Here is a 26,080-nt window from a genome sequence, read left to right as displayed (position 1 = left end):
CAGAGATGATAGGCCGAAGGACCTAGTCTGGGGCTGTGGTCAACCACCCTGCACCCGATCCTCACAGACGGGCCAAGCCCCGCATGCCGAAGAACGAGCGGCAGGCGCAGATCCTCACGATCGCGCAGGACCTCTTCGCGGCCCAGGGCTTCCACCACATCTCGATGGACGACATCGCCGACAGGGCCGAGGTGTCCAAGCCGATCCTCTATCGCCACTTCCCGTCCAAGCTCGACCTCTACCTCGCCGTCATCGACGAGCGCGGGCAGGCTCTGGTGGACGCCGTAGCCCTCGCCCTGGTGCCCGTCCGCGAGGCTGTCGCCGCCGCGGCGGCGTCGGGCGCCGACGACGCGAGCGTCGACGGCTACGACGTGGTGCACGCCGTCGTCCGGGCCTACGTGGACTTCGCCGAGGGCTGCGGCGTCGCAGCCTCGCTGCTCTTCGAGTCCGACGTCACCCGTGACGACCTGGTCCGCGAGCGCGTAGAAGACCCGAACCGGCGCAACGCCGAGCTGTTCGCCGGGGTCCTCGAGTCGATCACCGACCTCACACCGGCCCAGACGCTGACCATCGCCCGGACGGCGACGGCGATGGCGCGGGTCGCCGCCTCCGACGCCCTGCGGGGTGAGCGTGCGGCCGATGCGGCCCGCCGCCCCGAGGACGCGGCGGAGATGGACACCCCTGAGCTCATCGCACAGTTCGCTTGGCGCGGAATTCACGGGATGGTGCGACGCGAAGTGCCCTCCGAGGGGCGATGATCGTCGGGAGACATCACGAGCACGGCTGACCGGCGGCGCTCACGACCTGAGGAGAGTGGGACTTCGTGGAGATCACGATCGGTGTTCAGAACCTGGCGCGCGAGATCGTCGTCGAGACCGACGCGACCGCGGACGACGTCGCCGCACGCGTGAGCGCGGCGCTCAAGGACGGCACCGTCCTGGAGCTCACCGACGCCAAGGGGCGCCGGGTGCTCGTCCCGGCCGCGACCATCGGCTACGTGGAGCTCGGCTCCGAGGAGCAGCGCAAGGTGGGCTTCGGCGCCATCTGAGGCGTCCAGACCAGCGCACCGCACGACCCGAAGGCTCCCCAGGCGCTCGCCGCCCGGGGAGCCTTCGTGCGTCCCGGCATGGGCCGCATCCTCGGAAAGCGCATGCCGCACCCTGGACACCAGTTCTTCTAAGGGTTAATTTAACCCTGCGAGGGAACGGGCGACGACGCTCGGGGGCGACGGTGCCCGGCTCGCGACGATCGCAAGGAGGCGACCCACGATGGGCATCATGGACAAGGACTTCTCTCGACGCGGATTCCTGACGAGCACGCTCGTGGCGGCGGCCGGTGTCATCACGCTGACCGCCTGCGGCTCGGACAGCGGAGGCGGTGGGGGTGACGGCAGGCTCGTCATGACGGTCTGGGGCGGGGAGGTCGACAAGGCTGCCTACCAGGCGCGCATCGACGCCCTCGTCGAGGCGTACCCCGAGATGAGCGTGACGCTCCAGCTGATCCTCTCCGACAGCTACGCGCAGAAGGTCCAGACGATGATCGCCGGAGGCTCCGGCCCGGACATCATGCAGGTCGCCGAGAACGTCAACGTCTACTCGAGCAAGAACCAGCTGCTGCCCCTCGACGAGCACATCGCGACGGCCAAGCTCGACCTCGACTCGCGCTTCGGCCCCGTCGGCTCGGTCTACTCCTACGAGGACAAGGTCTACGCGATCCCCGACCGCTCGGGCGCGGCCATCCTCTACTACAACAAGGGGCTCTTCGAGTCGGCCGGGATCTCGGCACCGACAGCGGACTGGACCTGGGACGACATGCTCTCGGCAGCCCAGGAGCTCACGGTCCCTGGCGAGCGCTGGGGCTACGCAGGCGCGGGCTGGTGGCCGCTGTGGTGGAGCTTCGCCCACCAGAACGGCGGGGCCATCATCGACGAGGCAGGCCGTCCGACCGCCGACTCCGACGCCGTGGTCGAGGCGCTGCAGTACTGCGGCGACCTCGTGTTCAAGCACAAGGTGGTCCCCTCGACGATCGACTACGCCAACATGGGCACAGACATGGGCGGTGACCCCGCCTTCGCCGCCGGTCTCGTCGCGATGAACACCACGGGATTCTGGAACGTCGGCTCCCTCGCGGAGCAGGACACCGTCGAGTGGGACATCGCCCCGATGTGGCGCGGCAAGGAGCAGGCCGTCGCGACCTTCGGCTCCGGCCTGGCGATCTCCCGGACCGCCAAGGACCCTGCGCTCGCCTTCAAGGCCATCGACTTCCTCACGAGCGACAAGGCCCAGCCCCTGGTCATCTCGATGAAGCAGGACGTCCCGGCGAACGTCGAGGTGCAGCAGTCGGACGCGTTCCTCTCGCCGTCCTGGATGACCGACCCCGTCAACATGCAGGCCTTCCCCGAGTCGTCGTCCTTCGCCTTCAAGTCGACGTTCATCCCGCAGTGGAACGAGATGCAGCAGGCCTTCACCGACGGTCTCGCGGACTTCTGGCTCGGCAAGCAGGAGGCGGCGCCCGCGCTCGCGACCATCCAGGAGCGCCTCGAGTCGATCATCCCGGCGAAGTAGGCCCTCCCATGGCCACCTCGCTCAGCCCCTCGGCGACGAAGCCGACGGAGCCACCAGCACCCGCAGCCCCCGTGCGACGGATGTCCACGAGCCGCAAGCGGGAGGCGCGGTACTTCTACCTGTTCATCTCGCCGTGGATCGTCGGGTTCCTCGCCTTCATGCTCGGCCCGATGATCGCCTCGGTCTACTACTCCCTGACCGACTGGGACACCTTCACGCCACCGACCTTCGTCGGGATCGACAACTACGTGCGGCTCTTCACCGAGGACCCGATCTTCTGGAAGGCCCTCGGCAACACCTTCTACTACGCAGCGATCTCCGTGCCGCTCGGGCTGGTCCTCGGGCTGTGGCTCGCGCACCTGCTCAACAAGCAGGTCCGGGCCCGCAAGCTGTTCCGCACCCTCATCTACCTGCCGACGCTCGTCCCGCTCGTCGCGACGGCCATGATCTTCCAGATGGTCCTCGCCCCGGACGGCCCGCTCAACGGTCTGCTCGGGTGGTTCGGGATCGACGGACCGGCCTGGCTGCTCGACCCAGACTGGGTCAAGCCGGCGCTCATCCTGCTCTCGGCCTGGGGGGCAGGCGGCGCCACGGTGCTCCTGCTCGCCACGATGAAGGGCATCCCGAACGAGTTCTACGAGGCCGCCGAGATCGACGGGGCGGGATCGGCCCGGCAGTTCTGGTCGATCACCTTCCCGCAGGTCACCCCGATCATCTTCTTCAACCTCATCATGGGGCTGATCGGCGCGTTCCAGATCTTCTCGCAGGTGTACATCCTCACCTCGGGCGGTCCGAACAACGCGAGCCAGATGGTCGTCCCGCTGCTCTTCAACGAGGCCTTCTCCTACTACCGGATGGGCTACGCCTCGGCGATCTCGTGGGTCCTGTTCGTCATCATCCTGCTGTTCACCCTCGTCGCCTTCCGCACCTCGCGACGCTGGGTCTTCTACGAGACGGAGATGCGCTGATGGCCATCACGACCACACCGGCGGCGGTCACGGCGCAGACCACGCGGGCGCCGCGCGACGAGCCCGAGGGCCGCGGCCGCACGCTGCGGGCCTTCAAGGCCTCCCCCGCGACCTACGCCGTCCTGCTGATCGTCTCCGCGATCCTCTTCGTGCCCTTCGTGTTCGTCGTCTCGATCGCCCTGTCGAGCGACCAGACCGTCAACACCAACAGCTTCACGGTGATCCCCCGGGAGTTCGAGTGGGGCAACTTCGTCAGGGTCTTCACCTCAGACCTGCCGATGGGGCGCTTCGTCGTGAACTCATGTGTCATCGCGTTCTTCGCGGTGATCGGTCAGGTGATCTCGAGCTCGCTCGTCGGGTACGCCTTCGCCAGGCTGCGAGCGCCCGGCAAGAACGCGGTGTTCCTCGTGGTCCTGGCGACCATGATGATCCCCGCGCAGATCACGATGATCCCGCAGTTCATCCTCTTCAAAGAGCTCGGCTGGGTGAACACCTTCTTGCCGCTCATCGTGCCGAACTTCTTCTCGAACGCCTTCAACATCTTCCTCGTGCGCCAGTTCGTCTCGCGGATGTCCTCGGAGGTCGACGAGGCCGCGATGATGGACGGTCTGGGGTTCTTCGGCATCTACCGCCGCATGATCCTGCCGATGATGTTCCCGATCCTCGTGGCGATCGGCATCTTCACGCTCACCGCCACGTGGGGCGATTTCATGGGCCCGCTGATCTACCTCAACGACGAGTCGAAGATGCCGCTCGCCCTCGGCGTCCAGTACATCGCGAGCACCGGGCAGGCGCTGCAGGCACCACCGTGGAACTTCGTCATGGTCGGCTCGCTGCTGCTCACCGTGCCGATGATCTGCGTCTACTACCTCGGCCAGAAGTACCTCTACGAGATGAACCTCAGCGGCGGAAGTGCAGGTGTGAAGTGATGACCCCTCCTCAGGAACCTGGAGGCACGGCCCTTCTCCCCCACAGCCCTCGCGAGCAGACGGGCCCACGGCACAGACCCGGCGTGACCCTGACCGACGGGCTCCTCGTGATCGACGGCGAGCCACGCGTCGTGCTCTGCGCGTCGTTGTTCTACTTCCGCATCCCGCGGTCGCAGTGGCGCGAGAGGCTCGAGCAGGTGCGCACCTCGGGGTACACCGCCGTCGACGTGTACCTGCCGTGGAACTTCCACGAGATCACCCCGGGCGTGTGGGACTTCACCGGGGAGCGCGACGTCGCGGCCTTCCTCGACCTCGCGGCCGAGGTCGGTCTGCTCGTGGTCGCCCGACCGGGGCCGTACATCTGCTCCGAGTGGGACGGCGGGGCTCTACCCGCATGGCTCACCCTCGACCCTGACCTACGGGTGCGTCAGCACGAGCCGAGGTTCCTCGAGCAGGTCGCGCGGTGGTTCGACCAGGTGGTCCCGATCCTCGCGGTCCGCCAGCTCGGCGACCCGCTGGGCACCCAGACGACCGGCACCGGGGCGGGCGGGACCGTCGTGCTCGTGCAGGCGGAGAACGAGCTCGACTTCTTCGACTGCCACGACAGGACCGGCTACGTGGGCGCGCTGCGCGACCTGCTCGTCGGGCACGGCATCAGCGTGCCTGTCGTGGCGTGCAGCGGGCAGGGCGACCTGCACGGGGCGACAGGCGACGCGCAGGGTGTGGCCCCGGCCTGCAACTTCTACCCCGACGACACGTCCCCCGCCGTCGAGTCCGAGGTGCTCCGCTACACGGCTGAGCTCGCTGCCCGCGGGCTGCCGCTGCTGGTCACCGAGACGAACCGTCTGCACACGACGCTGCGCAGGCTGCTCGTCTCCGGGGCACGGCTGCTCGCGCCGTACCTGCAGGCCTCCGGCTACAACTTCGGGGCGACCCCCTCGGTCGGCAACTGGGGCGACCCGGGCAGCTTCATGGCTCACGACTACGACTTCGCGGGGTACGTGACCCCCGAGGGCACAGAGCGGCACGGCTTCCTCGAGGCGCAGCTGCTGGCCCGCGTCGTCGCGACGCTCGGTCCGCGGCTCGCCGCGAGCACCCCCGCCACAGGGGCTGCGACCGAGGTCGAGCACGTCGGCTTCCCGACGAGCGACCACCTCGCCGCACTCGACCTGGCGGGCGACGGCAGGCTCGTCGGACTGCCCAACCTCTCGACCGAGAGCGGCACCGCGGTGCTGCGCGCCGCCGACGGCCCCGTCGACGTCGAGGTCGCGGGCATGCAGTGCGCCCTCGTCCTGGTCGACCTGCCGCTCGCCGGCTGGGGACGGCCGGAGACGCTGGCGCTCGCGAGCGCGGACCTCGTCGGTGTGCGCGAGGGCGTCACGGGACTGCAGGTGGAACTGGTGTCCGACAGCGCCACCACCGTGGTGCTGTCCGGCTGCGGCGACGATGCGACGGTCGACGGGGGACCTGCCGGTGACGTGGTCCGCCTGACGCTGGACGCCACCCGGCCCTCGGCCCTGGTGACCACCGCGGCGGGGCGCATCGTCGTCTCGCTGTCGACAGTCGCCGACGCGACCCGGCACACCGCGCCGGTCGACGCGCGGAGGTCACGCCACGAGGCCGCAGAGCCTTCCGCTGCAGAGCCTGGAGAGACCGGTGGCACAGCCCTCGGGCTGGTCCCCCTCCCCGCCGCGCGCACCACCCCCGCGCATCTCTACGACGACGTGGCACCGTCGACGCACGGCGACCGTGCACCGACGCTCGAGTCCCTCGGCGTCTACCGCGGTCGCGGTCGGTACAGGACGACGATCGACGCGAGCGCGGCCGAGGCCGTGCTCCTCGTCGGGGCGAGCGACATCGTCGACCTGCGCCTGAGCGGCGCTGCCCTTGGCACCACCGACGAGGTCCTGCCCTCCGTCGCGCGCTTCGGAGCGGCGCACCTGGTCGACCTGGGCCACCGCCACGGCGAGGTCGACCTCACCGCAGACGTGGAGATCTGGGGGCACGCCAACTTCGACGACCACAGGCTCCCGGCGCTGCGGCTCGGATCGCTGCGCGGGGTCGGCGAGGCCTACGCCGTCGAGTCGGTCATCGACGTCACGGCGGGATGGGAGGTCGCGACAGCTGACGCCGAGGGCCTCTCGGGTGATCTTGCGGGTGACGTCTCGGCGCCCTCAGCCCCCTCCTGGCCGGGTCGCGGACCGCGGCCGCTCCGCACGCTCGGCGGGTGGTCGAGCACACGGCTCGGCGCCCCGCTCGCCTACGCGCGGTCTGTCGTCGTCCCGCACGGCACCCGGGCGGCGCTGCGGCTGCACGGCCAGACCCGCCCCGTCCACGTCGCCGTCGACGGGCAGCCACCCGTCCTCGTGCACCCCGTCGACCCGTGGCTCGTGCTCCCCGATGCTCCGGCGGCGAACGGCTCAGGAGCCCAGCACCACCTCGCGATCACCTGGCCCCACGACCCGTCGCAGCCCGGGATGCGGGCCGAGATCCTTGCGCTCAGGCCGCTGACGACGTGGGAGGTCGCTCCTCTCACCGAGCACAGCCTCGACGAGCAGGCCGCCGCGCGCCGGTCGGGGACTGTCGTCGACCTGCCCGTCGAGCTCGCCGCGGGCGACGACCTGTGGCTCGACCTCGACGTGCCCGCGAGCCCGACGGGGCTGCGGCTGCAGCCGGCCGGGCACCAGGTCCGGGTGACGGCCTGGCTGGGCGGCCGCAGCCTCGGGCGTGTGTGGCTCGGCGACCAGGCCCGACCCGTCGTGAGCGGCGGCGACCCGGAGTCGCTGTGGACCCCCGACGTCCCGACCGGATCTGTCCTCACCCTGCTGGTCCACGGGACCGCGGGCGACCTCCCGCCGAGGCTCGACAGCGTGGCACTATCAGCACCATGAACCCAGCAGGTGGCGGTGCGCCATGAGCAGACGGACCGCTCGCGACCTGCGCTCCGAGAGCCGGATGGCGGTGCTCCGGGCGTTCTTCACGCTCCGCACCGCCACCCGGCAGGAGCTGTCCCAGCACACAGGCCTGAGCGTCGCGACGGTCTCGACGCTGGTCAAGGAGTTCCTCTCCGCAGGTGTCGTGCAGATCGAGGCCATGGTGTCGACAGGGGTCGGCCGTCCCCTCGAGCTGCTGCGTCTCGACCCGGGGCGCGGCTACCTCGTAGGGGTCGACGTCGCCGAGACCTACGTCGAGACGACGGTCTTCGACCTCAGCCTCGAGCCCCGCGGGACGGTCTCTGTCCCGCTCGACGAGCACCTCAACTCCCCCCAGTACGTGGTCGACGGGATCCGTCTCGCCGTCCACGGCGTGCTCGCCCTCGCGTCGATCGAGGCGTCCTCCGTGGTCGGGGTCGGCGTGAGCCTGCCTGGGCAGGTCCAGCCCGACCTCGGCGTCTCGGTCTTCGCGCCGAACTGGGACTGGCACGACGTCCGCATCAAAGACCTGCTGACCGACGACCTCGGCATGCACGTGCACGTCGACAACCCGCTCAAGGCCATCACCGTCGCCGAGCTCTGGTTCGGGGCCGGCCGCGAGCACCGCGACCTGGCGATCGTCAACCTCGGGACCGGCGTGGGCTCGGGCTTCGCGCTCAACGGCGAGCTCGTGCGCGGGGTGAGCAACAACGCGGGCGAGTGGGGTCACACGCTCCTCGTCTTCGAGGGGCGGCTGTGCAGGTGCGGTCGGCGCGGCTGCGTGGAGGCCTACGTCGGGGTCGGCGGGCTGATGGCGACCCTCGCCGAGATCCAGCCTGCGCACCCCGCGCTGCGGATCACGCAGCAGAAGCCTTTTGTCGACGCCGTGCAGTCGGGGCTCGTCTCGGGCGACGGGGCGATGGTCGAGCTCGTCGACAGGACGGCCCGGTACCTGGCGGCGAGCCTGGGCGACCTCGTCAACATGATCAACCCCGAGCACGTGGTGCTCACGGGCTGGACCGTCGCCCGCCTCGGAGACTGGCTCATCCCCCTCGTCCGCGAGAAGATCCAGCCGGCCGCCCTGGCGAGCAGCCTGGCCGTGCTGACCATCAGCGCGTCGGCCCTGTCGTCGAGCACCGTCGCCCTCGGGATGAGCACGCTGACCCTCGAGCACTTCCTCGCGGCTGTCGGTCTGCCCAGCAGCGCCGGGACCACCGGGAGCAGCACCGCCGCAGGCTGAGCGCCCGGAGCCCGTCCGAGGTCTACGCCCAGGCGTGGGACCTCGGACGCACGGTCGACCTCAGGCTGGGGGTACGCAGGTCGGCCTGCGCAGGTCGGGCCGAGCAGGGAGGGCGAGCCGCCCTCAGGCCGTGAGCCCGATGCGCCCCATCCGGCGGGAGTGCGCCGCCGTGAGGTGCGAGAACAGCTTGGCGCCCGAGGTCGACTGCTCGGCCGGGTCGACGGGCTCGCAGGCGAGCACGCGGACGAGGCCCGGTCGTGCGCTGAGCAGGTCGTTGACGAAGCCGAGGGCCTCGCCGACCAGGCGGCGCCCCCACAGGGCGAGCCTGGACCCGAGGACCTCGTCAGCGGCTGCGGCTGCAGCGAGCTGCTCGGCCGCGAGCGCGTCGGGCGCGAAGGACTCGAGCGCCGCGTCGATGACGGCCCGGCTGGGTCCGTCGAACCGCTCGGCGAGGACCTGGAGGAAGTCGTGGGCGACCCCGAAGCCCACGTAGCCCTTGAGCAGGCCTTCCCACCAGGTGCTGGGCGCTGTGCGGTCGACGAAGTTGTCGAAGCTGCCGACGAAGGACTCGAGCCGGGCTGTGGCGTCCTCGCCGAGGGTCGTGATGCGGTCGAGGACCTCGCCCTGCCCCGCGAGGGCCGCGGAGGCGAGGTGGGCGAGCTGGAGGCAGGTGTCGAAGTCTTCGGCGTGGCGGGAGTCGCCGGCGAGCTGGGTGAAGGCGGCGAGCTGGCCGTAGGCGACGAGGCCGAGGAGCTCGCACTCGTCGGCGACGCTCGGCGGGGTGCGCAGACCTGGGCTGACCTGCGACGTCGCAGGCGCTGTGGGCGCCGGGTGGACCGGTGCGTGTGCTTCGCTCATCCGACCAGGATAGGCCGGTCGGTGGCGCCCTCGGCTCGGGGCGTGCACGGAGACCGTCGCCAGCGGCAGGAACCTGCCCGTCGTGGGCGTCGTCGGCTAGACTGCACCCTGTACAACGGTTGCCCGGTCGTCTCGACCCTCGTCGTGCGCTACGCCCCGCTGCGTGGATGCCGCCCGACACCGCCTATCTACGATCGGCTGCCGGCCACAGGCGAGCTTGCCCGTCCTGACACCGGAACGTCGTAGACCTGTCTGCGCCGTGGCCCCTGCAGCGACGTGTGGCGCCGCCCAGACATCACATGAGGCAACGTGACCAGCTCTACTTCCAGCAGCGTGCAGGCTGCAGACGTGACATTCGGCGACTTCGGTGTCCGCCCCGAGATCGTCCAGGCCCTCGCCGACGCAGGCATCGTGGCTCCCTTCCCCATCCAGGCGATGACGCTGCCGGTGGCGATGGCGGGGCACGACATCATCGGCCAGGCCAAGACAGGAACCGGCAAGACCCTCGGCTTCGGCGTGCCGCTCCTCCACCGCGTCGTCGCACCGGGTGAGCCCGGGTACGACGAGCTGCCCGCACCGGGCAAGCCGCAGGCTCTTGTCATCGTCCCCACGCGCGAGCTCGCCGTGCAGGTCGCCAAAGACCTCGACGCGGCGTCGACCAAGCGGTCGGTCCGCATCGTCCAGCTCTACGGCGGCCGTGCCTACGAGCCGCAGGTCAAGGCGCTCGAGCAGGGCGTCGAGGTCGTCGTCGGCACCCCGGGACGCATGATCGACCTGCTCAAGCAGGGCTTCCTCGACCTCACCCGCGCCCAGTGCGTGGTGCTCGACGAGGCCGACGAGATGCTCGACCTCGGATTCCTCCCCGACGTCGAGAAGCTGCTCTCCCGCACCCCGGCCGTGCGCCACACGATGCTGTTCTCGGCGACCATGCCGGGTGCTGTCGTCGCGATGGCCCGCCGGTACATGAAGCAGCCGACGCACATCCGCGCGAACGACCCCGACGACGGCGGCCAGACCGTCAAGAACATCAAGCAGGTCGTCTACCGCGCCCACGCCCTCGACAAGGTCGAGGTGCTCGCCAGGATCCTGCAGTCCGAGGGCCGTGGCCTCTCGATCGTCTTCGCACGGACCAAGCGCACGGCCGCGAAGGTCGCCGACGAGCTCGCCGACCGCGGTTTTGCCTCCGGTGCGATCCACGGAGACCTCGGCCAGGGTGCCCGCGAGCAGGCGCTGCGCGCCTTCCGCTCGGGCAAGATCGACGTCCTCGTCGCGACCGACGTCGCCGCCCGTGGCATCGACGTGGACGAGGTGACCCACGTGGTCAACTACCAGTGCCCCGAGGACGAGAAGACGTACCTGCACCGCACAGGCCGCACGGGCCGCGCCGGGCACAAGGGCACCGCGGTGACCTTCGTCGACTGGGACGACCTGCCCCGCTGGTCGCTCATCAACAAGGCGCTCGACCTCGGCATCCCCGAGCCCGTCGAGACCTACTCGACGTCCCCGCACCTCTACACGGACCTCAACATCCCCGAGGGCACCAAGGGCCGTCTGCCGAAGTCGGCCCAGACGCGTGCCGGCCTCGACGCGGAGACCCTCGAAGACCTCGGCGAGACCGGTAAGCGCGGGGCGGCCCGCCCGGCGCAGGCCGGCGGTCGTGGCGACTCGGCTCGCGGTGACTCGAGCCGGTCCGACGCTGGCCGTGGCGGTCGCTCGGGCGAGCGCTCCGGCGGTCAGGGCGGACGCAGCCACGGCGGTCGCGACAGCGCACGTCGCGACGACGCCCCCCGTGACAGCGCCCCGCGTCAGGCTGAGTCGACTCCTCGTGCTGAGCGTGCCGCCGAGGCTCCTGCAGCAGGCGAGGCGCCGGCTGAGGGCACCCGTCGTCCGCGGACCCGTCAGCGCACCCGCACCACGGGGACGGCCGCGAGCAGCACGGGCTCGACGGATGCTCCCGCCTCCGCCCCGTCCGAGCAGCCCTCGAGCACGCCGAGCACCGACGGCGAGGGCACCCGCCCGCGCCGTCGTCGTCGCCGCCCGGCTGGCACCTCGGAGCAGGGCCGCAGCCCGGAGGCCCCGGTCTCTGCCTGACGGTACGAACCCCAGCAGCACCCAGCTGCAGGCAGCAGAACCCTGCAGCACCTAGCAGCACAGCGAGAGCGGCGGTCCCCGACGGGGCCGCCGCTCTCGGCGTCTGCGGGTGTACCCGGTCAGACGACGAAGAGGCCTGCACCCGCCGTCAGACGGGTGCAGGCCTCGCACGCTGAGCGGCCTCTTCGAGGCCGCCGTCGCACGCTAAGCGGTCTGGACGAAGGCGATGACGGCGTCGGCGATGAGCTGCACGGCGATGGCCGCGAGCAGCAGACCGGCGATCCGGGTGACGAGCAGCGTGCCGCCCTCGCCCAGCAGCCTGTGCACGACGCTCGCGAAGCGCATCGCGGCCCACAGGCACACGCACACGAGGACGAAGCCGACGAAGATCGAGGTGAGGTCGCGGACGTCGCCGTCGGCGCGCTGCACGAACAGCATCGAGGCGACGATCGCACCTGGGCCGGCGAGCAGCGGGGTACCCAGCGGGACGAGGGCGACGTTGACGTTCTTCGAGCTGGCGGTCGGCTCTTCCATCTTGCCGGTGAGCAGCTCCATCGAGATGAGGAACAGCAGCACACCGCCCGAGGCCTGGAGCGCGGGGATCGAGATGTGCATGTAGGTGAGCAGCTGCTGCCCGAAGACTGCGAAGGCGAGGATGACACCGGCGGCGACGAAGATCGCGGTCCGGGCGGCCTTGGCGCGCTGCTTGTGCGTCATGGCGCTGGTGAGCCCGAGGAAGATCGGCACCGTCCCCGGGGGGTCCATGATGACGAACAGGGTGATGAAGACCTCGATGAACAGACGAGCGTCGAACACGGCGTCCAAGGCGCTCACGGGCGGATCACGTCACTACGACCTATCTCTTCGATCTGGGCGAGCACCTCGGGGTGTGTGGTGTTCTCGCCGAGCCGGTTGGGTTTTCCGGCTCCGTGGTAGTCGCTCGAGCCGGTCACGAAGAGACCGAGGGACCGGGCAATCATAGTGAGTCGACGCTGCTGGTCCGGACCGTTGTCGCGGTGGCGCACCTCGAGCCCGGCGAGCCCGGCGGCGGCCATCTCCTCGATGACGGCGTCGCCGACCACCCGGCCCCGCAGGTCTGCCCCGGGGTGCGCGAAGACGGGCACACCACCGGCCGCCCGCACGGCCCGGATCGCGTCGATCGCGTCGGGGGCGTAGTGCGGCACGTAGTAGTCGGAGCCTGTGCGCAAGATCGTGGCGAAGGCCGCAGACCTGTCGGGGGCGTAGCCGGCGTGCACGAGGGCATCGGCCAGGTGCGGTCGCCCGATCGTCGTGCCCGGCTCGGTCTGGGCCAGGATGTCGTCCCACGTGAGGTCGAAGTCTCGGCTCAGCAGCTCGACCATCGTCCGCGCCCGTTCGGACCGCGCCCGGCGCACCTCGTCGTTCTGCGCCACGAGGACCGGGTGCTCAGGGTCGTGGAGATAGCTGAGCAGGTGGACGCTGATGCCCTCGGACCTGGCCGACACCTCGGTGCCGCGGACCAGCGCGACCCCCGTCCGCAGCGACGCCTCGGCGGCCTCGGCCCAGCCCGACGTCGTGTCGTGGTCGGTGAGCGCGACGACGTCCAGACCTGCGGCTGCCGCAGACTCCACGACACCGCCGGGACTCTCCGTGCCGTCCGAGGCGTTGGAGTGGGTGTGGAGGTCGATCAGGAGGTCGCTGGGCACTCGCACACTCTACTTTCACGGCACGTGCCCGGGCCGCGCGCCACGTGCGCAGCCCCCGGTGCGATCCTGGTCGGCGGCCCTCGCTGGTCCTCGACCAGTACCTACCCGACCGAGAGAACAGGTGGAACACCGTGCAGCGACCGGCGATCGTCTTCATCCACGGCGTGCGCAGCTCGAGCGCGCTCTGGGAGCCCCAGCTCGAGGCCGTGCGGGCCGAGGGCTACGAGGCCGTCGCCGTCGACCTGCCCGGGCACGGCTCCCGACGTGACGAGCGCTTCACCCTCGAGGGCGCGCTCGACGTGGTCGACGCAGACGTCGCCTCGGTCGGCGGGGGAACGGGCCCCGTGGTCGTGGCGGGCCTCTCGCTCGGTGGCTACGTCACCCTCGAGTACGCGGCGCGTCGCCCTGCACGGCTCGTCGGCGCTGTCGCGTCGGCCTGCACCTGCGACCCGCACGGCAAGCCCGTGCTGCTCTACAGGGACGCGGCGCACCACGTCGCGCAGACCCTGACGTCGGTGCGTGCGCACCTGCCCGTGCTGCCGCGACGACCGCGCGTGTCAGCGGTGGGGCGGGCCGCGGGGCTCCCCGTCACGGCAGCTGCCGCGGAGCACGCCGGCGGCCCGGTGCGGCTGGACGGCGCCACAGCCTTCAGGCCCGGCTGGGACGTGGTCACCGACATGCTCGGACAGCTCGCCGGGCGGTCCGCCGTCGAGAGCGCCTCGAAGATCGACGTCCCCCTGTGGTTCGTCAACGGCAAGCGGGACCACATGCGCCTCGAGGAGAAGAAGTACCTCGCCGCCGCGCCGCACGCCCGGCTGGTCGTGATCCCCGGCGCCGGCCACGACGTGAGCTCGGAGGCCCCGGACGAGTACACGGCGGTCCTGCTCGGGGCCCTCGCGGACCTCGAGGCAGGCCGGGCCCGCACCCCGGCGCAGGCCCCGGCTCCCGCGGGCTCCCACCAGCGCACCCACCACCAGGGACCATCGGTGGCTGTGCCGGACGCCTCCGTGGTGTGAAGATGGTGGGATGAGCTCGGACACCACTGACACCAGCACCCTCGGCGCCGACAGCACCCCTGACGCCCCCGAGGGAACCGCCCAGGCACTCGAGGACCGCAACGAGAACCGCTCGCAGCGCCCCTCGTCTGCTGCCTTCCGCGACTTCATCACGAGCGGCTGGGGGCCGCGCGTCGACCTGGGCGTCGTCCCGGGCGCGGCTGCGCCCTACACCGCAGCCCGACGCGACGCGGTGTCGGCCGCCTTCCCCGGCGAGCGCCTCGTGGTGCCAGCCGGGACGCTCAAGCAGCGCTCCAACGACACGGACTACAGGTTCCGTCCGCACTCGGCCTTCGCGCACCTGACAGGTTTCGGCTCTGACCAGGAGCCCGACGCCGTCCTCGTCTTCCACCCGCTCGGCGACGAGGGCCACGAGGCTGTCCTCTACGTCCGCCCGCTCGCCCCGCGCGACACCGAGGAGTTCTACGCCGACTCCCGCTACGGCGAGTTCTGGGTCGGGGCCCGCCCGTCGCTCGACGACGTCACGACCTCGACGGGCATCCGTGCCGCGCACATCGACGAGCTCCCCGACGCGCTCGCGAAGGACACCGGCGAGGGTGGCGTGCGCCTGCGCGTCGTGCCCGGCGCGGACGAGTCCACGTCGATCCTCGTCGAGTCGCTGCGTCACCTCGCGGGCGAGGTCGACGACGCCGAGACCGCCGAGGTCGACGCCCAGCTCGCCGAGATGCTCTCCGAGCTGCGCCTGATCAAGGACGAGCACGAGATCGGCCAGATGCGCGAGGCCGTCGACCAGACGATCGCCGGATTCGAGAAGGTCGTGCGCGCCCTGCCCCGCGCGACCGCGCACGCACGCGGCGAGCGGGTCGTCGAGACCACCTTCGACGGGCACGCCCGCCTCGAGGGCAACACCGTCGGCTACGAGACCATCGCCGCAGCGGGCGAGCACGCGACCACGCTGCACTGGATCCGCAACGACGGCCAGGTCCGCTCGGGCGAGCTGATCCTGGTCGACGCCGGGGTCGAGGTCGAGTCGCTCTACACGGCCGACGTGACCCGCACCCTCCCTGTCGACGGCACCTACACAGACGTCCAGCGCCGCGTCTACACGGCTGTGCTCGACGCGGCCGATGCCGCCTTCGCCGTCGCGAAGCCCGGGACGAAGTTCGCCGACATCCACGCCGCGGCGATGGTCGTCATCGCGGAGCGCCTCGGTGAGTGGGGCCTGCTGCCCGGGACCGCCGAGGAGTCCCTCGACCCCGAGGGTCAGTTCCACCGTCGCTGGATGGTGCACGGCACCAGCCACCACCTCGGCATGGACGTGCACGACTGCGCCCAGGCCCGCCGCGAGATGTACCTCGACGCCGTGCTCGAGCCCGGCATGGTGTTCACCATCGAGCCCGGTCTGTACTTCAAGAGCGACGACCTGTCGGTCCCCGAGGAGTACCGCGGGATCGGCGTGCGCATCGAGGACGACGTCCTCATCACGGCCGACGGCCACGAGAACCTCTCCGCAGCGCTCCCCCGCCGTCCCGAAGAGGTCGAGGCCTGGATGGCGTCGCTGCGCGACTGACCGCCAGACCGCACCGCCAGACCGCAGGGCGACCTCGCCCTGAGCACGACGCAGCCCACCTGGTCTCCGGACCAGGTGGGCTGCGTCGTGCTCGAGGTCAGACGTCCGTCCGCGGCTGCAGAGCGGAGGGCTGACGGCTCGTGCTCAGCTCACACGTCTGCCGGCGGCTGCGGGGCGGCGGGCTGCTGTGTCGGCGCCTGCTGCGTCGGTGGCTGCGGGGTCTGCGTGGCGGGCGGCTGCTGGACCGGGGGCTCCTGGACCGGCGGGACGGGAGCCTGCTGCTGCGGGCTGCCCGGGTACTGCGGCTTGCCGTCGACCACCCGGACGCCGTAGCGGGGTTCTCCGCTCGGGGTGACGTGCTGGGGCGACGGTGCGGGAGCTGTCGGTGCCTGTGGCGCCGCAGGTGCTGCGGGCGGTGTCGGCGCGCCGTAGGACTGGCCGTAGGCGGGCGGCTGGACAGGCTGCGCGGAGGCGAGCGGGTGGGCGGCCTGCGCTGGGGCGGGACGCCCGAGGAGGTTCGCCTCGCGCAGGATCTGCGTGGCCTGCCCGGCGGTCTCCCGCTCGCAGAGCACGGCGTAGGACGACGCCACGATCTGGCTGGACGACGTGAAGTCGCGCTTGCCGCGCGTCAGCGAGAAGGACAAGACCGAGAACAGCAGACCGAAGCCTGCACCGATCCCGATCGCCGCGACGATCGAGTAGACCGAGCCCTCGGGCGAGAACATCGTCAGCAGCAGCCCGACGAAGAGGCCGAACCACGCTCCGGAGGCCATGCCGGCGACGGCGACGCGCGGGTAGGTCAGCCGGCCCGTGACCCGCTCGACCATCTTGAGGTCGGTGCCGACGATCGTCACCTGCTGGACTGGGAAGCCCTTGTCCGACAGAGCCTCGACAGCCTTCTGGGCGTCGAGGTAGGTCGAGTGGACGGCGATCTGCTCACCCTGGGGCAGGGTCGGCAGCTTGGGTGCGACGGAGTTCTGGCGAGGCATGCTCATGCCTCATTCTTGCGCAGAGTCCACCCGCCTGCCAGGGACGTCCTCTCACCGCTGAAAAGCGCTCTCGCGCCTCTGGTCAGGAGCATCACAGCCGGACCGGCCGGCGGGCGCATGCCAGACCTCGACGGGGTGCGTAGTCTTACCGCGTGAGCAGCGCCGGAACTCAGGTCTTTGTCGCGCGCCTCGCCGGAACCACGGTCTTCGATCCGCTCGGAGACCAGGTCGGCCGGGTGCGCGACGTCGTCGTCCTCGTCCGCTCCAAAGGTGCGCCGCGCGCCGTCGGGCTCGTCGTCGAGGTCCCGGGCCGCCGCCGCGTCTTCTTGCCGCTCACGCGCGTCACGAGCATCGACGCCGGACAGGTGATCTCGACGGGGCTGCTCAACATGCGCAGGTTCGAGCAGCGCGCCATGGAGACCCTCGCCGTCGCCGAGCTCTTCGACCGCACGGTCGAGATGGTCGACGGCTCAGGGCCGGTCACCATCGAAGACGTCTCGATCGAGAAGCAGCGCACAGGAGACTGGCGAGTCAACAAGCTCTTCGTCCGCCGTGCGGGCTCGGGCAAGGGGGCGCTCGGTCTGCGTCGCCGCGGGCACACGCAGGTCGTCGACGTCGAGGCCGTGACCGGTCTCGCGGACGTCTCGGCGGCCCAGGGCGCTGCCCTGCTGCTCGAGGCCTACGACGCCCTCAAGCCAGCCGCCCTCGCCGACGTGCTCCACGACCTCGGCGAGAACCGCCGCATCGAGGTGGCCGGGGCCCTCGACAACGACCGCCTCGCCGACGTCCTCGAAGAGCTCCCGGGCGACGACCAGGTCTCGATCTTGTCCTCCCTCGACACGGGTCGTGCCGCCGACGTCCTCGAGGCCATGCAGCCCGACGACGCCGCCGACCTGCTGCACGAGCTCCCCGACGCCCAGGCCGCCGAGCTGCTCGGCCTCATGGAGCCCGACGAGGCCAAAGACGTCCGCCGACTGCTCGCCTACGACGAGAACACCGCCGGCGGCATGATGACCACCGAGCCCGTCATCCTCTCCCCCGAGACCTCGATCGCCGCGGCGATGGCGCACATCCGCCGCGCCGACCTGTCACCGGCTCTCGCGTCGATGGTCTTCGTGGTGCGCCCGCCGCTCGAGACCCCGACAGGGCGGTTCCTCGGAGTGGTGCACTTCCAGAAGATGCTCCGCGAGCCCCCGCACGAACCCCTCGGGTCGGTCCTGGACACCGATGTCGAGCACGTGCAGACCGACGCGCCGCTCGGGCAGGTGGCCAGGATCCTCGCCGCGTACAACCTGCTGGCCCTCCCCGTGCTCGACAGCGAGCGACGGCTGCTCGGTGTGGTCTCGGTCGACGACGCGCTCGACCACATGCTCCCGGCCGACTGGCGCGAGAGCGACGACACCGAGAGCACCAGGAACGAGGTGACCCGTGGCTGAGCGCCTCGACACGCCGAAGGAGTCACGCCGGAGCCTGATCCCACGGGTGCGGGTGGAGCAGGACGCCTTCGGTCGCGCCTCCGAGGGGATCGCGCGGTTCATGGGGACGCCCAGGTTCCTCGTCTACATGACGGCCTTCTGCATCGCGTGGCTGGCCTGGAACGTCTGGGGCCCGGAGAACCTGCAGTTCGACTCTGCGGCGCTCGGCTTCACGGCGCTCACGCTCATGCTCTCCCTGCAGGCGTCGTACTCCGCGCCGCTGATCCTCCTCGCGCAGAACCGTCAGACCGACCGCGACAGGGTCACGGCCGAGCAGGACCGCCAGCGCGGCGAGCGCAACCTCGCCGACACCGAGTACCTCGCCCGCGAGATGGCTGCGCTGCGCATCGCCCTGAGCGAGGTCGCGACCCGTGACTTCGTGAGGTCGGAGATCCGCAACCTCCTCGAGGAGATCGCGGTGAAGGACTCTGCCCGTGACGCGGAGCGGGAGGCAGAACGCGACGCCGAGCGCGAGGCGGACCGGGAGGCTGAACGTGAAGCAGGCCGGGAGGCCGAGCGACAGGACTGAGGACCGCGGCGCTCGCTCGAGCGCAGGGCCTCGCCCTGCGTCGCGGTCCCGGTCACGGTTACGGTTACGGTCACGGTGAGGGCGCCTCTCGTGCGGGTGACCAGGGCCTCTCGTCCCGGGAAGGCCACCCGGCCGCCCGCGTAGGATCGAGGTATGGCTGACTCTCTCCTCCCGGCAGACCTGAGTGCTCTCGAGACCGCAGTCCGCGAGGCGATGGGCCGGGTGATCGACCCGGAGATCCGACGTCCGATCGCCGACCTGGGGATGATCCGTTCGATCGAGGTGCGCCCTCTCGCCGGGGGCGGCGCGCAGGCAGTCGTCGGCGTCGACCTGACGACGGCCGGTTGCCCCATGAAGAGCACGTTGTCCAAGGACTCGACCGCGGCCGCGCTGAGCGTCGAGGGCATCGACGAGGTGGCCGTCGAGCTCGGGGTCATGAGCACCGAGCAGCGCGCAGGCCTGCGCTCGATGCTCCGCGGCGGTGAGGACGCGCCGCGCATCCCCTTCGCGGAGCCGGGGTCGCTGACCCGCGTGTACGCGATCGCCTCCGGGAAGGGTGGTGTCGGGAAGTCCTCCGTGACTGCCAACCTCGCGGCCGCGATGGCACGGGACGGCCTCTCGGTGGGTGTCATCGACGCCGACATCTACGGTTTCTCGATCCCCCGGCTGCTGGGCGTGACGCAGCAGCCGACGAAGGTCGACAGCATGCTCCTCCCGCCGATCGCGCACGAGATCAAGGTGGTCTCGATCGGCATGTTCGTGCCGGCCGGTCAGCCTGTCGTGTGGCGCGGGCCGATGCTGCACAGGGCTCTCGAGCAGTTCCTCAGCGACGTGTTCTGGGGTGACCTCGACGTCCTGCTGCTCGACCTCCCGCCCGGCACAGGCGACATCGCGATCTCGGTCGCGCAGCTGGTGCCATCGAGCGAGATCGTCGTGGTCACCACGCCGCAGGTCGCTGCTGCTGAGGTGGCCGAGCGCGCTGGGTCGGTCGCGCTGCAGACCAACCAGTCTGTGGTCGGCGTCGTCGAGAACATGTCGTGGCTCGAGCAGCCTGACGGCAGCCGCCTCGAGATCTTCGGCGCGGGAGGTGGCGAGCGGGTCGCGGCGAACCTCACCGAGATGACGGGTGGGCCTGTGCCGCTCCTCGGACAGGTGCCGCTCGACGTGGTGCTCCGCGAGTCCGGTGATGACGGGGTCCCCGTGGTGCTGAGCCACCCGGAGTCACCTGCGGCTGTGGCTCTCACAGAGGTCGCGCGGGCGCTCACGGTCCGCAGCCGAGGACTCGCTGGGCGCAGCCTCGGGATCTCACCGCTCTGACCCCGAGCTGCGATCAGTCTCCGGCGGAGGACGTCAGCTGCAGCCTGAGGGCTTCGAAGACCTCCACGAGCCCCTGGCTCAAGGCGACCTGAAGCTCTCCACCCTGGAAGACGACGACAGCCACCGTCCTGAGACGTCCGAGAATCTCTAGGTCAGCGCACGCTGGGTCCGCCAGGACGAACCGCAAGCGAGACCAGCACCGGGTGAGCCTGACGACGTTCGCAGCACCGCCGACGGCGGACAGGACCTCTACGGCTGCCGCGATGCTGGTCACGCCCTCGCTCTCGCCCACGCCCACTCCCGCGTCCTCGCTCACGCTCACGCTCTCGTCCACGCCCACTCCCTCGTCCACGCCCACTCCCACGCCCTCGCCGTCACTCGCACCCGCACCCGCACCCGCACCCGCACCCGCACCCGCCATCATGCGAGCAGCGGGCGGTCGGTGGTGGGTGCGGCGGGCCCGGTCAGTGCTGCCGTCCGCGTCGGCTCGTCGGTGAGCCGAGCGACGTGGAGGCACAAGAACAGGACCTCATCCTCGTCGACGCTCCAGCCGAAGCGCTCGTCGAGCAGAGCGGCGATCCGCAGCGCGGACCCGTACTCGCGAGGCCGGGCCGCGCGGACGGCCTCAGAGAGCTGGAGCCCCGGACGGTTCGTGCTCCGGCCGGCCCGTTCACGGGCGAAGAGGTAGCGCAGGTGGGTCACGAACCTGGCGACCTCGACTGAGTCCTCGTCGATCTCGGTACCGTGCTCGTCCCGGATGATCGAGAGGACCTCAGAGAGCATCTCCGTCATGCGCACCGTGGTCCCGATGTCGACCGTGCCGAACTGCGTGGTGACCAGGTGCAGGGCGATGGGCACAGCCTCGAGGTCAGGGAGCCGGACCCCCCTGCGCTGCTCGATGATCTCGAGCGCTGTCCGCCCCACGGCCACCTCCGCAGGGTAGAGGGTGGCGATCTCCCAGCTCAGCGGGTACTCGATCGAGATGCCCTCGGCTGCCCGCCGCAGCGCAAAGCTGATGTGGTCGGCGAGCGGGACCAGCACGTGACGGGTCACGTGGTCGCCCAGCGCGGCGCGGGCGAGAGCCACGATCTCTTCTGTCAGGACGATGTCGTCGAGCGGGATCTCGTCGACGAAGGCCGCCAGCCGTTCAGCCGTCGTGCCGGCCGAGGGGACGAAGGCCTTCTCGACCAGCAGCGGGTCGATCGGGTCGCCTGGACGCGCCTGGAACCCGATGCCTCGGCCGAGGACGACCGACTCGGCCCCGTGCTCGTCGAGCCCGAGCACGACGTTGTTGTTGAACACCTTGGCCACTCTCACGTGATTCTCCTCCGGAGCGGTCTGGACGGCCGTCGCGGGACGGCCTGGAGCGACGAAGACCCGACCTGCAGACAGGCGTCATCCGTGCGTCGTCGGCTCAGACGACGCCTGCCTGCACGGGCCCTGCAGGTCAGGCCTGCTCGCCGTTCGTCTCGATGAGGGCCTTGTACCAGCCGAAGCTGTCCTTGCGGATCCGCCTGAGGTCTCTGAGGTCGGTCTCGTCGCGGTCCACGTAGACGAAGCCGTAACGCTTGCGCACCCCCTGGTGGGTGGACACGAGGTCGATCGCCGACCACGGGCAGAAGCCGATCACCTCGACGCCGTCGGTCAGCGCCAGCTGCATCTGCTCGACGTGCTGGGAGAGGTACTCGATGCGGTAGGGGTCGTGGACCGTGCCGTCCTCCTCGAGGACGTCGAAGGCTCCGAGACCGTTCTCGGTCACCATGAGCGGGAGGTGGTACCGGTCGTAGATCTCACGGAACGTCGTCCGGAAACCGACGGGGTCGACCTCCCACCCGAACTCGTTCTTGGTGAGATACGGGTTCGGTGCCGTCCTGTACACCCCCTCCTCGCCGAGGACGATGTGCTGGTCTCCCGTGTCGCCGGCATCCGTGCCATCACCGAGAGGAGCAGCGACGGTGTGGGTCGTGTAGTAGTTGAAGGCGATGAAGTCAGGGTGGCCCGCAGCCAGCATCTCCATGTCGCCGTGGTCGACCCGGGGAGCCCAGCCCCGCTCGACGAGGTAGGCCCAGGCCGTCGCGCTGTACCGACCGTGGACGGCCACGTCCAGGTAGAGCCAGTTGCGGATGGCGCTGAAGGTGGTGGCCGCCACGACGTCCTCGGGGGCCGGGCTGGCCGGGTAGACCGAGGAGATGTTCGGCGCCGGCCCGATCTTCGCCGCGGGGAGGACCTCGTGAGCGAGCGCCATCGCCCGGGCCTGCGCGACCAGCATGTGGTGGTTCTGCTGGTACGCCTCCCGGGCGGGGTCGTCGGTCCCCGGCGGCAGGATCCCGAGAGCAGCCCCGTGCATCACCATCATGTTCTGCTCGTTGATCGTCAACCAGTAGGTGACCTTGTCACCGAACTCCTCGAAGAGGATGCCGGCGTACCTGACGAAGGCGTCCACGGTGCTCCGCTCGGACCACCCGCCCTTCTCCTGCAGGGCCTGCGGCAGGTCGAAGTGGTACATGGTCAGCACGGGTTCGATCCCGGCCGCACGGAGCTCGTCGATGAGCCGGTGGTAGAAGTCGATGCCGGCGGGGTTCACCTCGCCGTCGCCGTCAGGGACGATCCGGCTCCAGGCGACAGAGAACCTGTAGGCGGTCAGACCGAGCTCGGCGAAGAGCGCCACGTCGTCGGTGACGCGGTGGTAGTGGTCGCTCGCGACCGTGTAGTCGCTGGTCCCGGCAGGATAGGACTCACGAGCGTCGATGACGCTCGGACCCTTGCCGTCTTCGTCCCAGGCCCCCTCGACCTGGTAGGCAGAGGTCGACGCTCCCCAGAGGAACCCCGGTGGGAACGCAGCGAGACTCTCGTACTTCATGGTGGTGCTCCTTCTGCTCAGCGGACCACGGTGAGGACCGTGGAGGTCAGGTCGACGTCGCCCGGCCGTGCGGCGAGGACGTCATGGCGTGGACGGGCGTCGAGGACCAGGACGACGGTGACGGGGTCGAATCCCTCGGCGGTCACGCCCGCGAGGTCGACGAGGGCGAGCAGGTCGCCGCGCACCACGTGCTGACCCTTCTCGACACGCGTGACGAAGTGGCGTCCTTCGAGCCGGACCGTGTCGATACCGACGTGGACGAGCACCTCGACACCGTCGACGGACCTCACCCCGTAGGCATGAGGCATGACGCTCACGACCTCGCCGTCGAAGGGGGCGTGGATGCTCCCTCCGCTCGGGACCACGCCGAGGCCGTAGCCCAGGGCGCCCGACGAGAAGACACGGTCTGGGACAGCCGCGAGCGGGACTGCCCTCCCGACGACCGGAGAGCTGACTGTGGTCACCGAGGTGAGGGTCGCGGTCCGACCTCCCGGAGCCGCTGCGGGAGGGCTGGTCGGTGCGGGTGCAGGCACTCCGGTCGCCCCGCCGGGACCGCCACCGACCCCGGTCGTGCTGGCGTCACCGGCCGCTCCGGCTGCCCGTCCTGGGGCACCGGGCGAGACTGTCTCGGGTGGGTCCTCGAAACCGAGGAAGATCGTCAGCAAGAACGCAAGGACGATGGCGATGCCGCTCCCGACCACCTGGAGCGTGAAGTTCCCGATGTTCATGTACGCACTCAGCGACACGAGGCCGGGGAGGGCGAAGACGTCGGCCGCTGACCCTCCGGCCGACGCGATCCCTCCGCCGACCCCTCCGGCGATGCAGGCGTAGACGAACGGCTTCTTCAGCCGGAGGGTCACACCGTAGATCGCCGGCTCGGTCACCCCGGCCAGCAACCCTGACACAGCCGCAGGCCCGGCGATCAGCCGCAGGTCCCGGTTGCGCGTCTTGACGAAGACCGCGATGCACGCCGCCGCCTGCGCCATCACCGCGGCGACGAGCGGACCGCTCAGCACGGAGAAGCCGTTGGTCGCGAGGTCGTTGATCATCACCGGCACGAATCCCCAGTGCACACCGAAGATCACGAAGACCTGCCAGAAGGCTCCGAGCAGCGCGCCGCCGACCGCAGGGCTGAGGGTCCAGAGCCAGGTGATGGCGTCGGACAGACCGCTGCCGAGAGCGCTGGTGACAGGTCCGATCGTCAGGAGCGTGACAGGTACCAGGACGGCGACGACGAAGAACGGCGTGAGGAAGTTCCGCAGGGACGAGGGGAGCACCTTGTCGAGCAGCTTCTCCAGATGGCTCTGCACCCACACGGCCACGATGATCGGGATCACCGACGAGACGTAGCTGACCATGACGACGGGCAGGCCGAAGAAGTGCACGGGGGTGCCTGCAGTGTCGAGCGCGATGATCGACGGGTGGACGAGGGCTGCTGCGACCGCCATGGCGACGAAGGGGTTCGCACCGAAACGCCTCGCAGAGGTCACCGCGAGCAGGACCGGCAAGAAGGTGAACAGCCCGTCTCCGGCCGCGTTGAGGATGACGTAGCTCTGCGACTGCGTGTCGAGCCACCCGAGCGTCCCGACGAGCGCCAGCAGGGCCTTGAGCAGCCCGGTCCCGGCCAGCGCCCACAGGAGCGGGCTGAAGATGGTCGACACCAGGTCGATGAAGCCGCTCAGCAGGCTCCGGCGACCGCCCGCGCGCCCGCCTGCCTGCTCTCCCCCGAGGTTCATGATCTTGCCGAGCTCCGCGTAGGCCTGCGGCACGTCGTTGCCGACGACCACCTGCAGCTGCCCGCCGCTCGTGACGACCGCGATGACGCCCGCAGTGGCCTCGAGAGCAGCCGTGTCGGCCTTCGACTCGTCGTTCAACCTGAAGCGCAGGCGTGTCGCGCAGTGGACGACCGAGGCGACGTTGACCTCGCCTCCGACGTGCTCGAGGACGCTCTGCGCCATCTCGTCGTATCTCACGCTGATTCCTCTCTGAACCATTCCGACAAAAGGGATGTCGCAGGGGACAAAAAAGACCCAAGCCCGGGTCGAGTCGCGCGAGGGGCACGAGTCGAGCCACAGCTTGGGTCTTGCCTTGAGGTAAGTAACAATCCCAGATCTGAGACGGACGACGGGTCGTCCGCAGCTCGAACATAACCCAGGGGGCAGAGCGTGTCCAGGACGAGCCCTCCCGCCGTCGCCAGGCTGTGGACGACGCTGCTCGCCCGGGTCTGCCGGCCGCGCTCCGCACCCCAGACGGAGCCCGGCGCAGGCGGTAGCATCCCCTGGCATGCTGACCCTGCACCTCGTCCGGCACGGACGCACAGTCTTCAACACCGAGCGCCGGCTGCAAGGCTGGTGCGACTCTCCGCTCACCGCGGACGGGCTCGTCGGGGTGCGGTCGACTGCCTCCCACCTGGCCACCACCCGTCTCGACGCGGCATACACCAGCCCGTCGGGACGCACCCGCACGACTGCCGCAGAGATCCTCGCCCACCACCCCGGCACACCCCTCGTCGCAGTGGACGGGCTGAAGGAGATGAGCTTCGGCGACCTCGAGGCATCCCCCGAGGACGAGCTCTTCCGCGAGATCGACGCCCGGGAGCTCTTCGGCTCGGTGCTCGCCGGGACCCACCCGGGCTTCCCCGGGGGCGAACCGGCGCACGAGTACATCGAGCGTGTCGTCGCAGCCTTCGAGACGATCGAGCGCGCGCACCTCGACGACGAGCACGTCCTCGTCGTCAGCCACGGGGTGACGCTCGCGGTCTACCTGCGGCTCGTCGTCGGGGGCGACCTCGAGCCGCTCGCGAACGCCAGCGTCTCGACGGTCTCGGTCGACCGTGCGGGACACCGGAGCGCGCTCAACGTCGGGTTCGACCCCTCGGGCCAGGGGGTCTCGGCAGGATTCGAACCCGCAGAGGACACGACGGTCGTCGAGACCCCGAAGCCCTGACCCAGGCCGGGACCCGCTACCAGGCATGCGGTCCACGAGACAGCCCTGCACCTGGGGACCGACGCCCTCAGAAGCGGAGCTGAGGCTTGACGTGCTGATCAGCAGGGACGTATAACGGTTCCCACCCGAGG

Annotated in this window: 22 protein-coding genes; 14 read left to right on the top strand and 8 right to left on the bottom strand. The window is 70.3% G+C overall.

What is annotated here, in order from left to right; translation table 11 throughout:
• Window positions 1-83 precede the first annotated feature (83 nt).
• The 7 genes from ASG53_RS04600 to ASG53_RS04570 all read left to right on the top strand — a co-directional run bounded on the left by ASG53_RS04600 (window position 84) and on the right by ASG53_RS04570 (window position 8,613).
• A complete protein-coding gene (locus tag ASG53_RS04600) occupies window positions 84-758 on the top strand; it encodes a TetR/AcrR family transcriptional regulator (protein WP_056129050.1) in 675 nt (224 codons plus the stop codon).
• A gap of 65 nt (window positions 759-823) precedes the next feature.
• Window positions 824-1,048: a DUF3107 domain-containing protein gene (locus ASG53_RS04595; RefSeq protein WP_056129045.1), complete on the top strand. Its 225-nt coding sequence runs from the start codon at window positions 824-826 to the stop codon at window positions 1,046-1,048.
• A gap of 220 nt (window positions 1,049-1,268) precedes the next feature.
• Window positions 1,269-2,564, top strand: coding sequence for an ABC transporter substrate-binding protein (locus tag ASG53_RS04590; protein ID WP_056129042.1), 1,296 nt, complete (start codon window positions 1,269-1,271; stop codon window positions 2,562-2,564).
• A gap of 8 nt (window positions 2,565-2,572) precedes the next feature.
• Window positions 2,573-3,532: a carbohydrate ABC transporter permease gene (locus tag ASG53_RS04585; protein WP_082543774.1), complete on the top strand. Its 960-nt coding sequence runs from the start codon at window positions 2,573-2,575 to the stop codon at window positions 3,530-3,532.
• Window positions 3,532-4,461, top strand: a complete 930-nt coding sequence (locus ASG53_RS20070; protein WP_082543773.1) for a carbohydrate ABC transporter permease — start codon at window positions 3,532-3,534, stop codon at window positions 4,459-4,461. The genes ASG53_RS04585 and ASG53_RS20070 overlap by 1 nt, the downstream gene beginning before the upstream one ends.
• A gap of 83 nt (window positions 4,462-4,544) precedes the next feature.
• Window positions 4,545-7,352, top strand: coding sequence for a beta-galactosidase (locus ASG53_RS04575; protein WP_056129039.1), 2,808 nt, complete (start codon window positions 4,545-4,547; stop codon window positions 7,350-7,352).
• 22 nt (window positions 7,353-7,374) lie between these two features.
• A complete protein-coding gene (locus ASG53_RS04570) occupies window positions 7,375-8,613 on the top strand; it encodes an ROK family transcriptional regulator (protein ID WP_056129036.1) in 1,239 nt (412 codons plus the stop codon).
• Window positions 8,614-8,736: 123 nt separating this feature from the next.
• On the opposite strand, the gene ASG53_RS04565 is transcribed toward ASG53_RS04570, so the two are convergent.
• On the bottom strand, window positions 8,737-9,471 hold the full coding sequence (locus tag ASG53_RS04565) for a ferritin-like fold-containing protein (RefSeq protein ID WP_056129033.1): 735 nt from the start codon (window positions 9,469-9,471) through the stop codon (window positions 8,737-8,739).
• 309 nt (window positions 9,472-9,780) lie between these two features.
• Here ASG53_RS04565 and ASG53_RS04560 point away from each other — a divergent pair, with 309 nt between their 5' ends.
• A complete protein-coding gene (locus ASG53_RS04560) occupies window positions 9,781-11,562 on the top strand; it encodes a DEAD/DEAH box helicase (RefSeq protein ID WP_056129030.1) in 1,782 nt (593 codons plus the stop codon).
• A gap of 204 nt (window positions 11,563-11,766) precedes the next feature.
• On the opposite strand, the gene ASG53_RS04555 is transcribed toward ASG53_RS04560, so the two are convergent.
• Window positions 11,767-12,387, bottom strand: coding sequence for a MarC family protein (locus tag ASG53_RS04555; protein ID WP_179912267.1), 621 nt, complete (start codon window positions 12,385-12,387; stop codon window positions 11,767-11,769).
• 5 nt (window positions 12,388-12,392) lie between these two features.
• Complete coding sequence (locus ASG53_RS04550; protein WP_082543771.1) at window positions 12,393-13,247, bottom strand: PHP domain-containing protein; 855 nt, start codon at window positions 13,245-13,247, stop codon at window positions 12,393-12,395.
• 131 nt (window positions 13,248-13,378) lie between these two features.
• Between ASG53_RS04550 and ASG53_RS04545 the strand changes: the two genes are divergently transcribed.
• Window positions 13,379-14,263: an alpha/beta fold hydrolase gene (locus ASG53_RS04545; protein ID WP_056129027.1), complete on the top strand. Its 885-nt coding sequence runs from the start codon at window positions 13,379-13,381 to the stop codon at window positions 14,261-14,263.
• 10 nt (window positions 14,264-14,273) lie between these two features.
• On the top strand, window positions 14,274-15,833 hold the full coding sequence (locus ASG53_RS04540; RefSeq protein WP_056129024.1) for an aminopeptidase P family protein: 1,560 nt from the start codon (window positions 14,274-14,276) through the stop codon (window positions 15,831-15,833).
• 149 nt (window positions 15,834-15,982) lie between these two features.
• Here ASG53_RS04540 and ASG53_RS04535 read toward each other — a convergent pair whose 3' ends face one another.
• Window positions 15,983-16,828 carry a general stress protein gene (locus tag ASG53_RS04535; protein WP_235533826.1) on the bottom strand — a complete coding sequence of 282 codons (846 nt, stop codon included), beginning with the start codon at window positions 16,826-16,828 and terminating at the stop codon, window positions 15,983-15,985.
• A 146-nt stretch (window positions 16,829-16,974) separates the two neighbouring features.
• On the opposite strand from ASG53_RS04535, the gene ASG53_RS04530 reads away from it, so the two are divergent.
• The 3 genes from ASG53_RS04530 (at window position 16,975) to ASG53_RS04520 (ending at window position 20,143) form a co-directional block, all read left to right on the top strand.
• Entirely contained in the window at window positions 16,975-18,258 is a 1,284-nt protein-coding gene (locus ASG53_RS04530; RefSeq protein ID WP_056129021.1) for a magnesium transporter MgtE N-terminal domain-containing protein, read from the top strand.
• Entirely contained in the window at window positions 18,251-18,826 is a 576-nt protein-coding gene (locus tag ASG53_RS04525) for a DUF1003 domain-containing protein (RefSeq protein ID WP_056129018.1), read from the top strand. The genes ASG53_RS04530 and ASG53_RS04525 overlap by 8 nt, the downstream gene beginning before the upstream one ends.
• Window positions 18,827-18,979: 153 nt before the next feature.
• Window positions 18,980-20,143, top strand: coding sequence for an Mrp/NBP35 family ATP-binding protein (locus tag ASG53_RS04520; protein ID WP_056129016.1), 1,164 nt, complete (start codon window positions 18,980-18,982; stop codon window positions 20,141-20,143).
• Between the two features lie 13 nt (window positions 20,144-20,156).
• On the opposite strand, the gene ASG53_RS04515 is transcribed toward ASG53_RS04520, so the two are convergent.
• The 4 genes from ASG53_RS04515 to ASG53_RS04500 form a co-directional block, all read right to left on the bottom strand.
• Window positions 20,157-20,459, bottom strand: coding sequence for a PTS transporter subunit EIIB (locus tag ASG53_RS04515; RefSeq protein WP_162246132.1), 303 nt, complete (start codon window positions 20,457-20,459; stop codon window positions 20,157-20,159).
• A gap of 104 nt (window positions 20,460-20,563) precedes the next feature.
• A complete protein-coding gene (locus ASG53_RS04510) occupies window positions 20,564-21,460 on the bottom strand; it encodes a PRD domain-containing protein (protein ID WP_082543769.1) in 897 nt (298 codons plus the stop codon).
• A gap of 130 nt (window positions 21,461-21,590) precedes the next feature.
• Window positions 21,591-23,003: a glycoside hydrolase family 1 protein gene (locus ASG53_RS04505; protein ID WP_056129007.1), complete on the bottom strand. Its 1,413-nt coding sequence runs from the start codon at window positions 23,001-23,003 to the stop codon at window positions 21,591-21,593.
• A 17-nt stretch (window positions 23,004-23,020) separates the two neighbouring features.
• Window positions 23,021-24,976, bottom strand: coding sequence for a beta-glucoside-specific PTS transporter subunit IIABC (locus tag ASG53_RS04500; protein WP_200945447.1), 1,956 nt, complete (start codon window positions 24,974-24,976; stop codon window positions 23,021-23,023).
• A gap of 310 nt (window positions 24,977-25,286) precedes the next feature.
• Between ASG53_RS04500 and ASG53_RS04495 the strand changes: the two genes are divergently transcribed.
• Window positions 25,287-25,949 carry a histidine phosphatase family protein gene (locus ASG53_RS04495; RefSeq protein ID WP_056129000.1) on the top strand — a complete coding sequence of 221 codons (663 nt, stop codon included), beginning with the start codon at window positions 25,287-25,289 and terminating at the stop codon, window positions 25,947-25,949.
• Window positions 25,950-26,080 lie beyond the last annotated feature (131 nt).

The sequence above is a fragment of the Sanguibacter sp. Leaf3 genome (assembly GCF_001425965.1).
Taxonomy (GTDB): Bacteria; Actinomycetota; Actinomycetes; order Actinomycetales; family Cellulomonadaceae; genus Sanguibacter; species Sanguibacter inulinus.
This window is presented reverse-complemented; position numbering and strand designations above follow the sequence as displayed.

What these genes read in the sequence shown, in the direction of transcription:
- ASG53_RS04495 (WP_056129000.1), top strand. Translation starts at nt 25,287, where the DNA reads ATGCTGACCCTGCACCTCGTCCGGCACGGACGCACAGTCTTCAACACC.
- ASG53_RS04535 (WP_235533826.1), bottom strand. Translation starts at nt 16,828, where the DNA reads ATGAGCATGCCTCGCCAGAACTCCGTCGCACCCAAGCTGCCGACCCTG.
- ASG53_RS04565 (WP_056129033.1), bottom strand. Translation starts at nt 9,471, where the DNA reads ATGAGCGAAGCACACGCACCGGTCCACCCGGCGCCCACAGCGCCTGCG.
- ASG53_RS20070 (WP_082543773.1), top strand. Translation starts at nt 3,532, where the DNA reads ATGGCCATCACGACCACACCGGCGGCGGTCACGGCGCAGACCACGCGG.
- ASG53_RS04590 (WP_056129042.1), top strand. Translation starts at nt 1,269, where the DNA reads ATGGGCATCATGGACAAGGACTTCTCTCGACGCGGATTCCTGACGAGC.
- ASG53_RS04520 (WP_056129016.1), top strand. Translation starts at nt 18,980, where the DNA reads ATGGCTGACTCTCTCCTCCCGGCAGACCTGAGTGCTCTCGAGACCGCA.
- ASG53_RS04585 (WP_082543774.1), top strand. Translation starts at nt 2,573, where the DNA reads ATGGCCACCTCGCTCAGCCCCTCGGCGACGAAGCCGACGGAGCCACCA.
- ASG53_RS04600 (WP_056129050.1), top strand. Translation starts at nt 84, where the DNA reads ATGCCGAAGAACGAGCGGCAGGCGCAGATCCTCACGATCGCGCAGGAC.
- ASG53_RS04505 (WP_056129007.1), bottom strand. Translation starts at nt 23,003, where the DNA reads ATGAAGTACGAGAGTCTCGCTGCGTTCCCACCGGGGTTCCTCTGGGGA.
- ASG53_RS04540 (WP_056129024.1), top strand. Translation starts at nt 14,274, where the DNA reads ATGAGCTCGGACACCACTGACACCAGCACCCTCGGCGCCGACAGCACC.
- ASG53_RS04570 (WP_056129036.1), top strand. Translation starts at nt 7,375, where the DNA reads ATGAGCAGACGGACCGCTCGCGACCTGCGCTCCGAGAGCCGGATGGCG.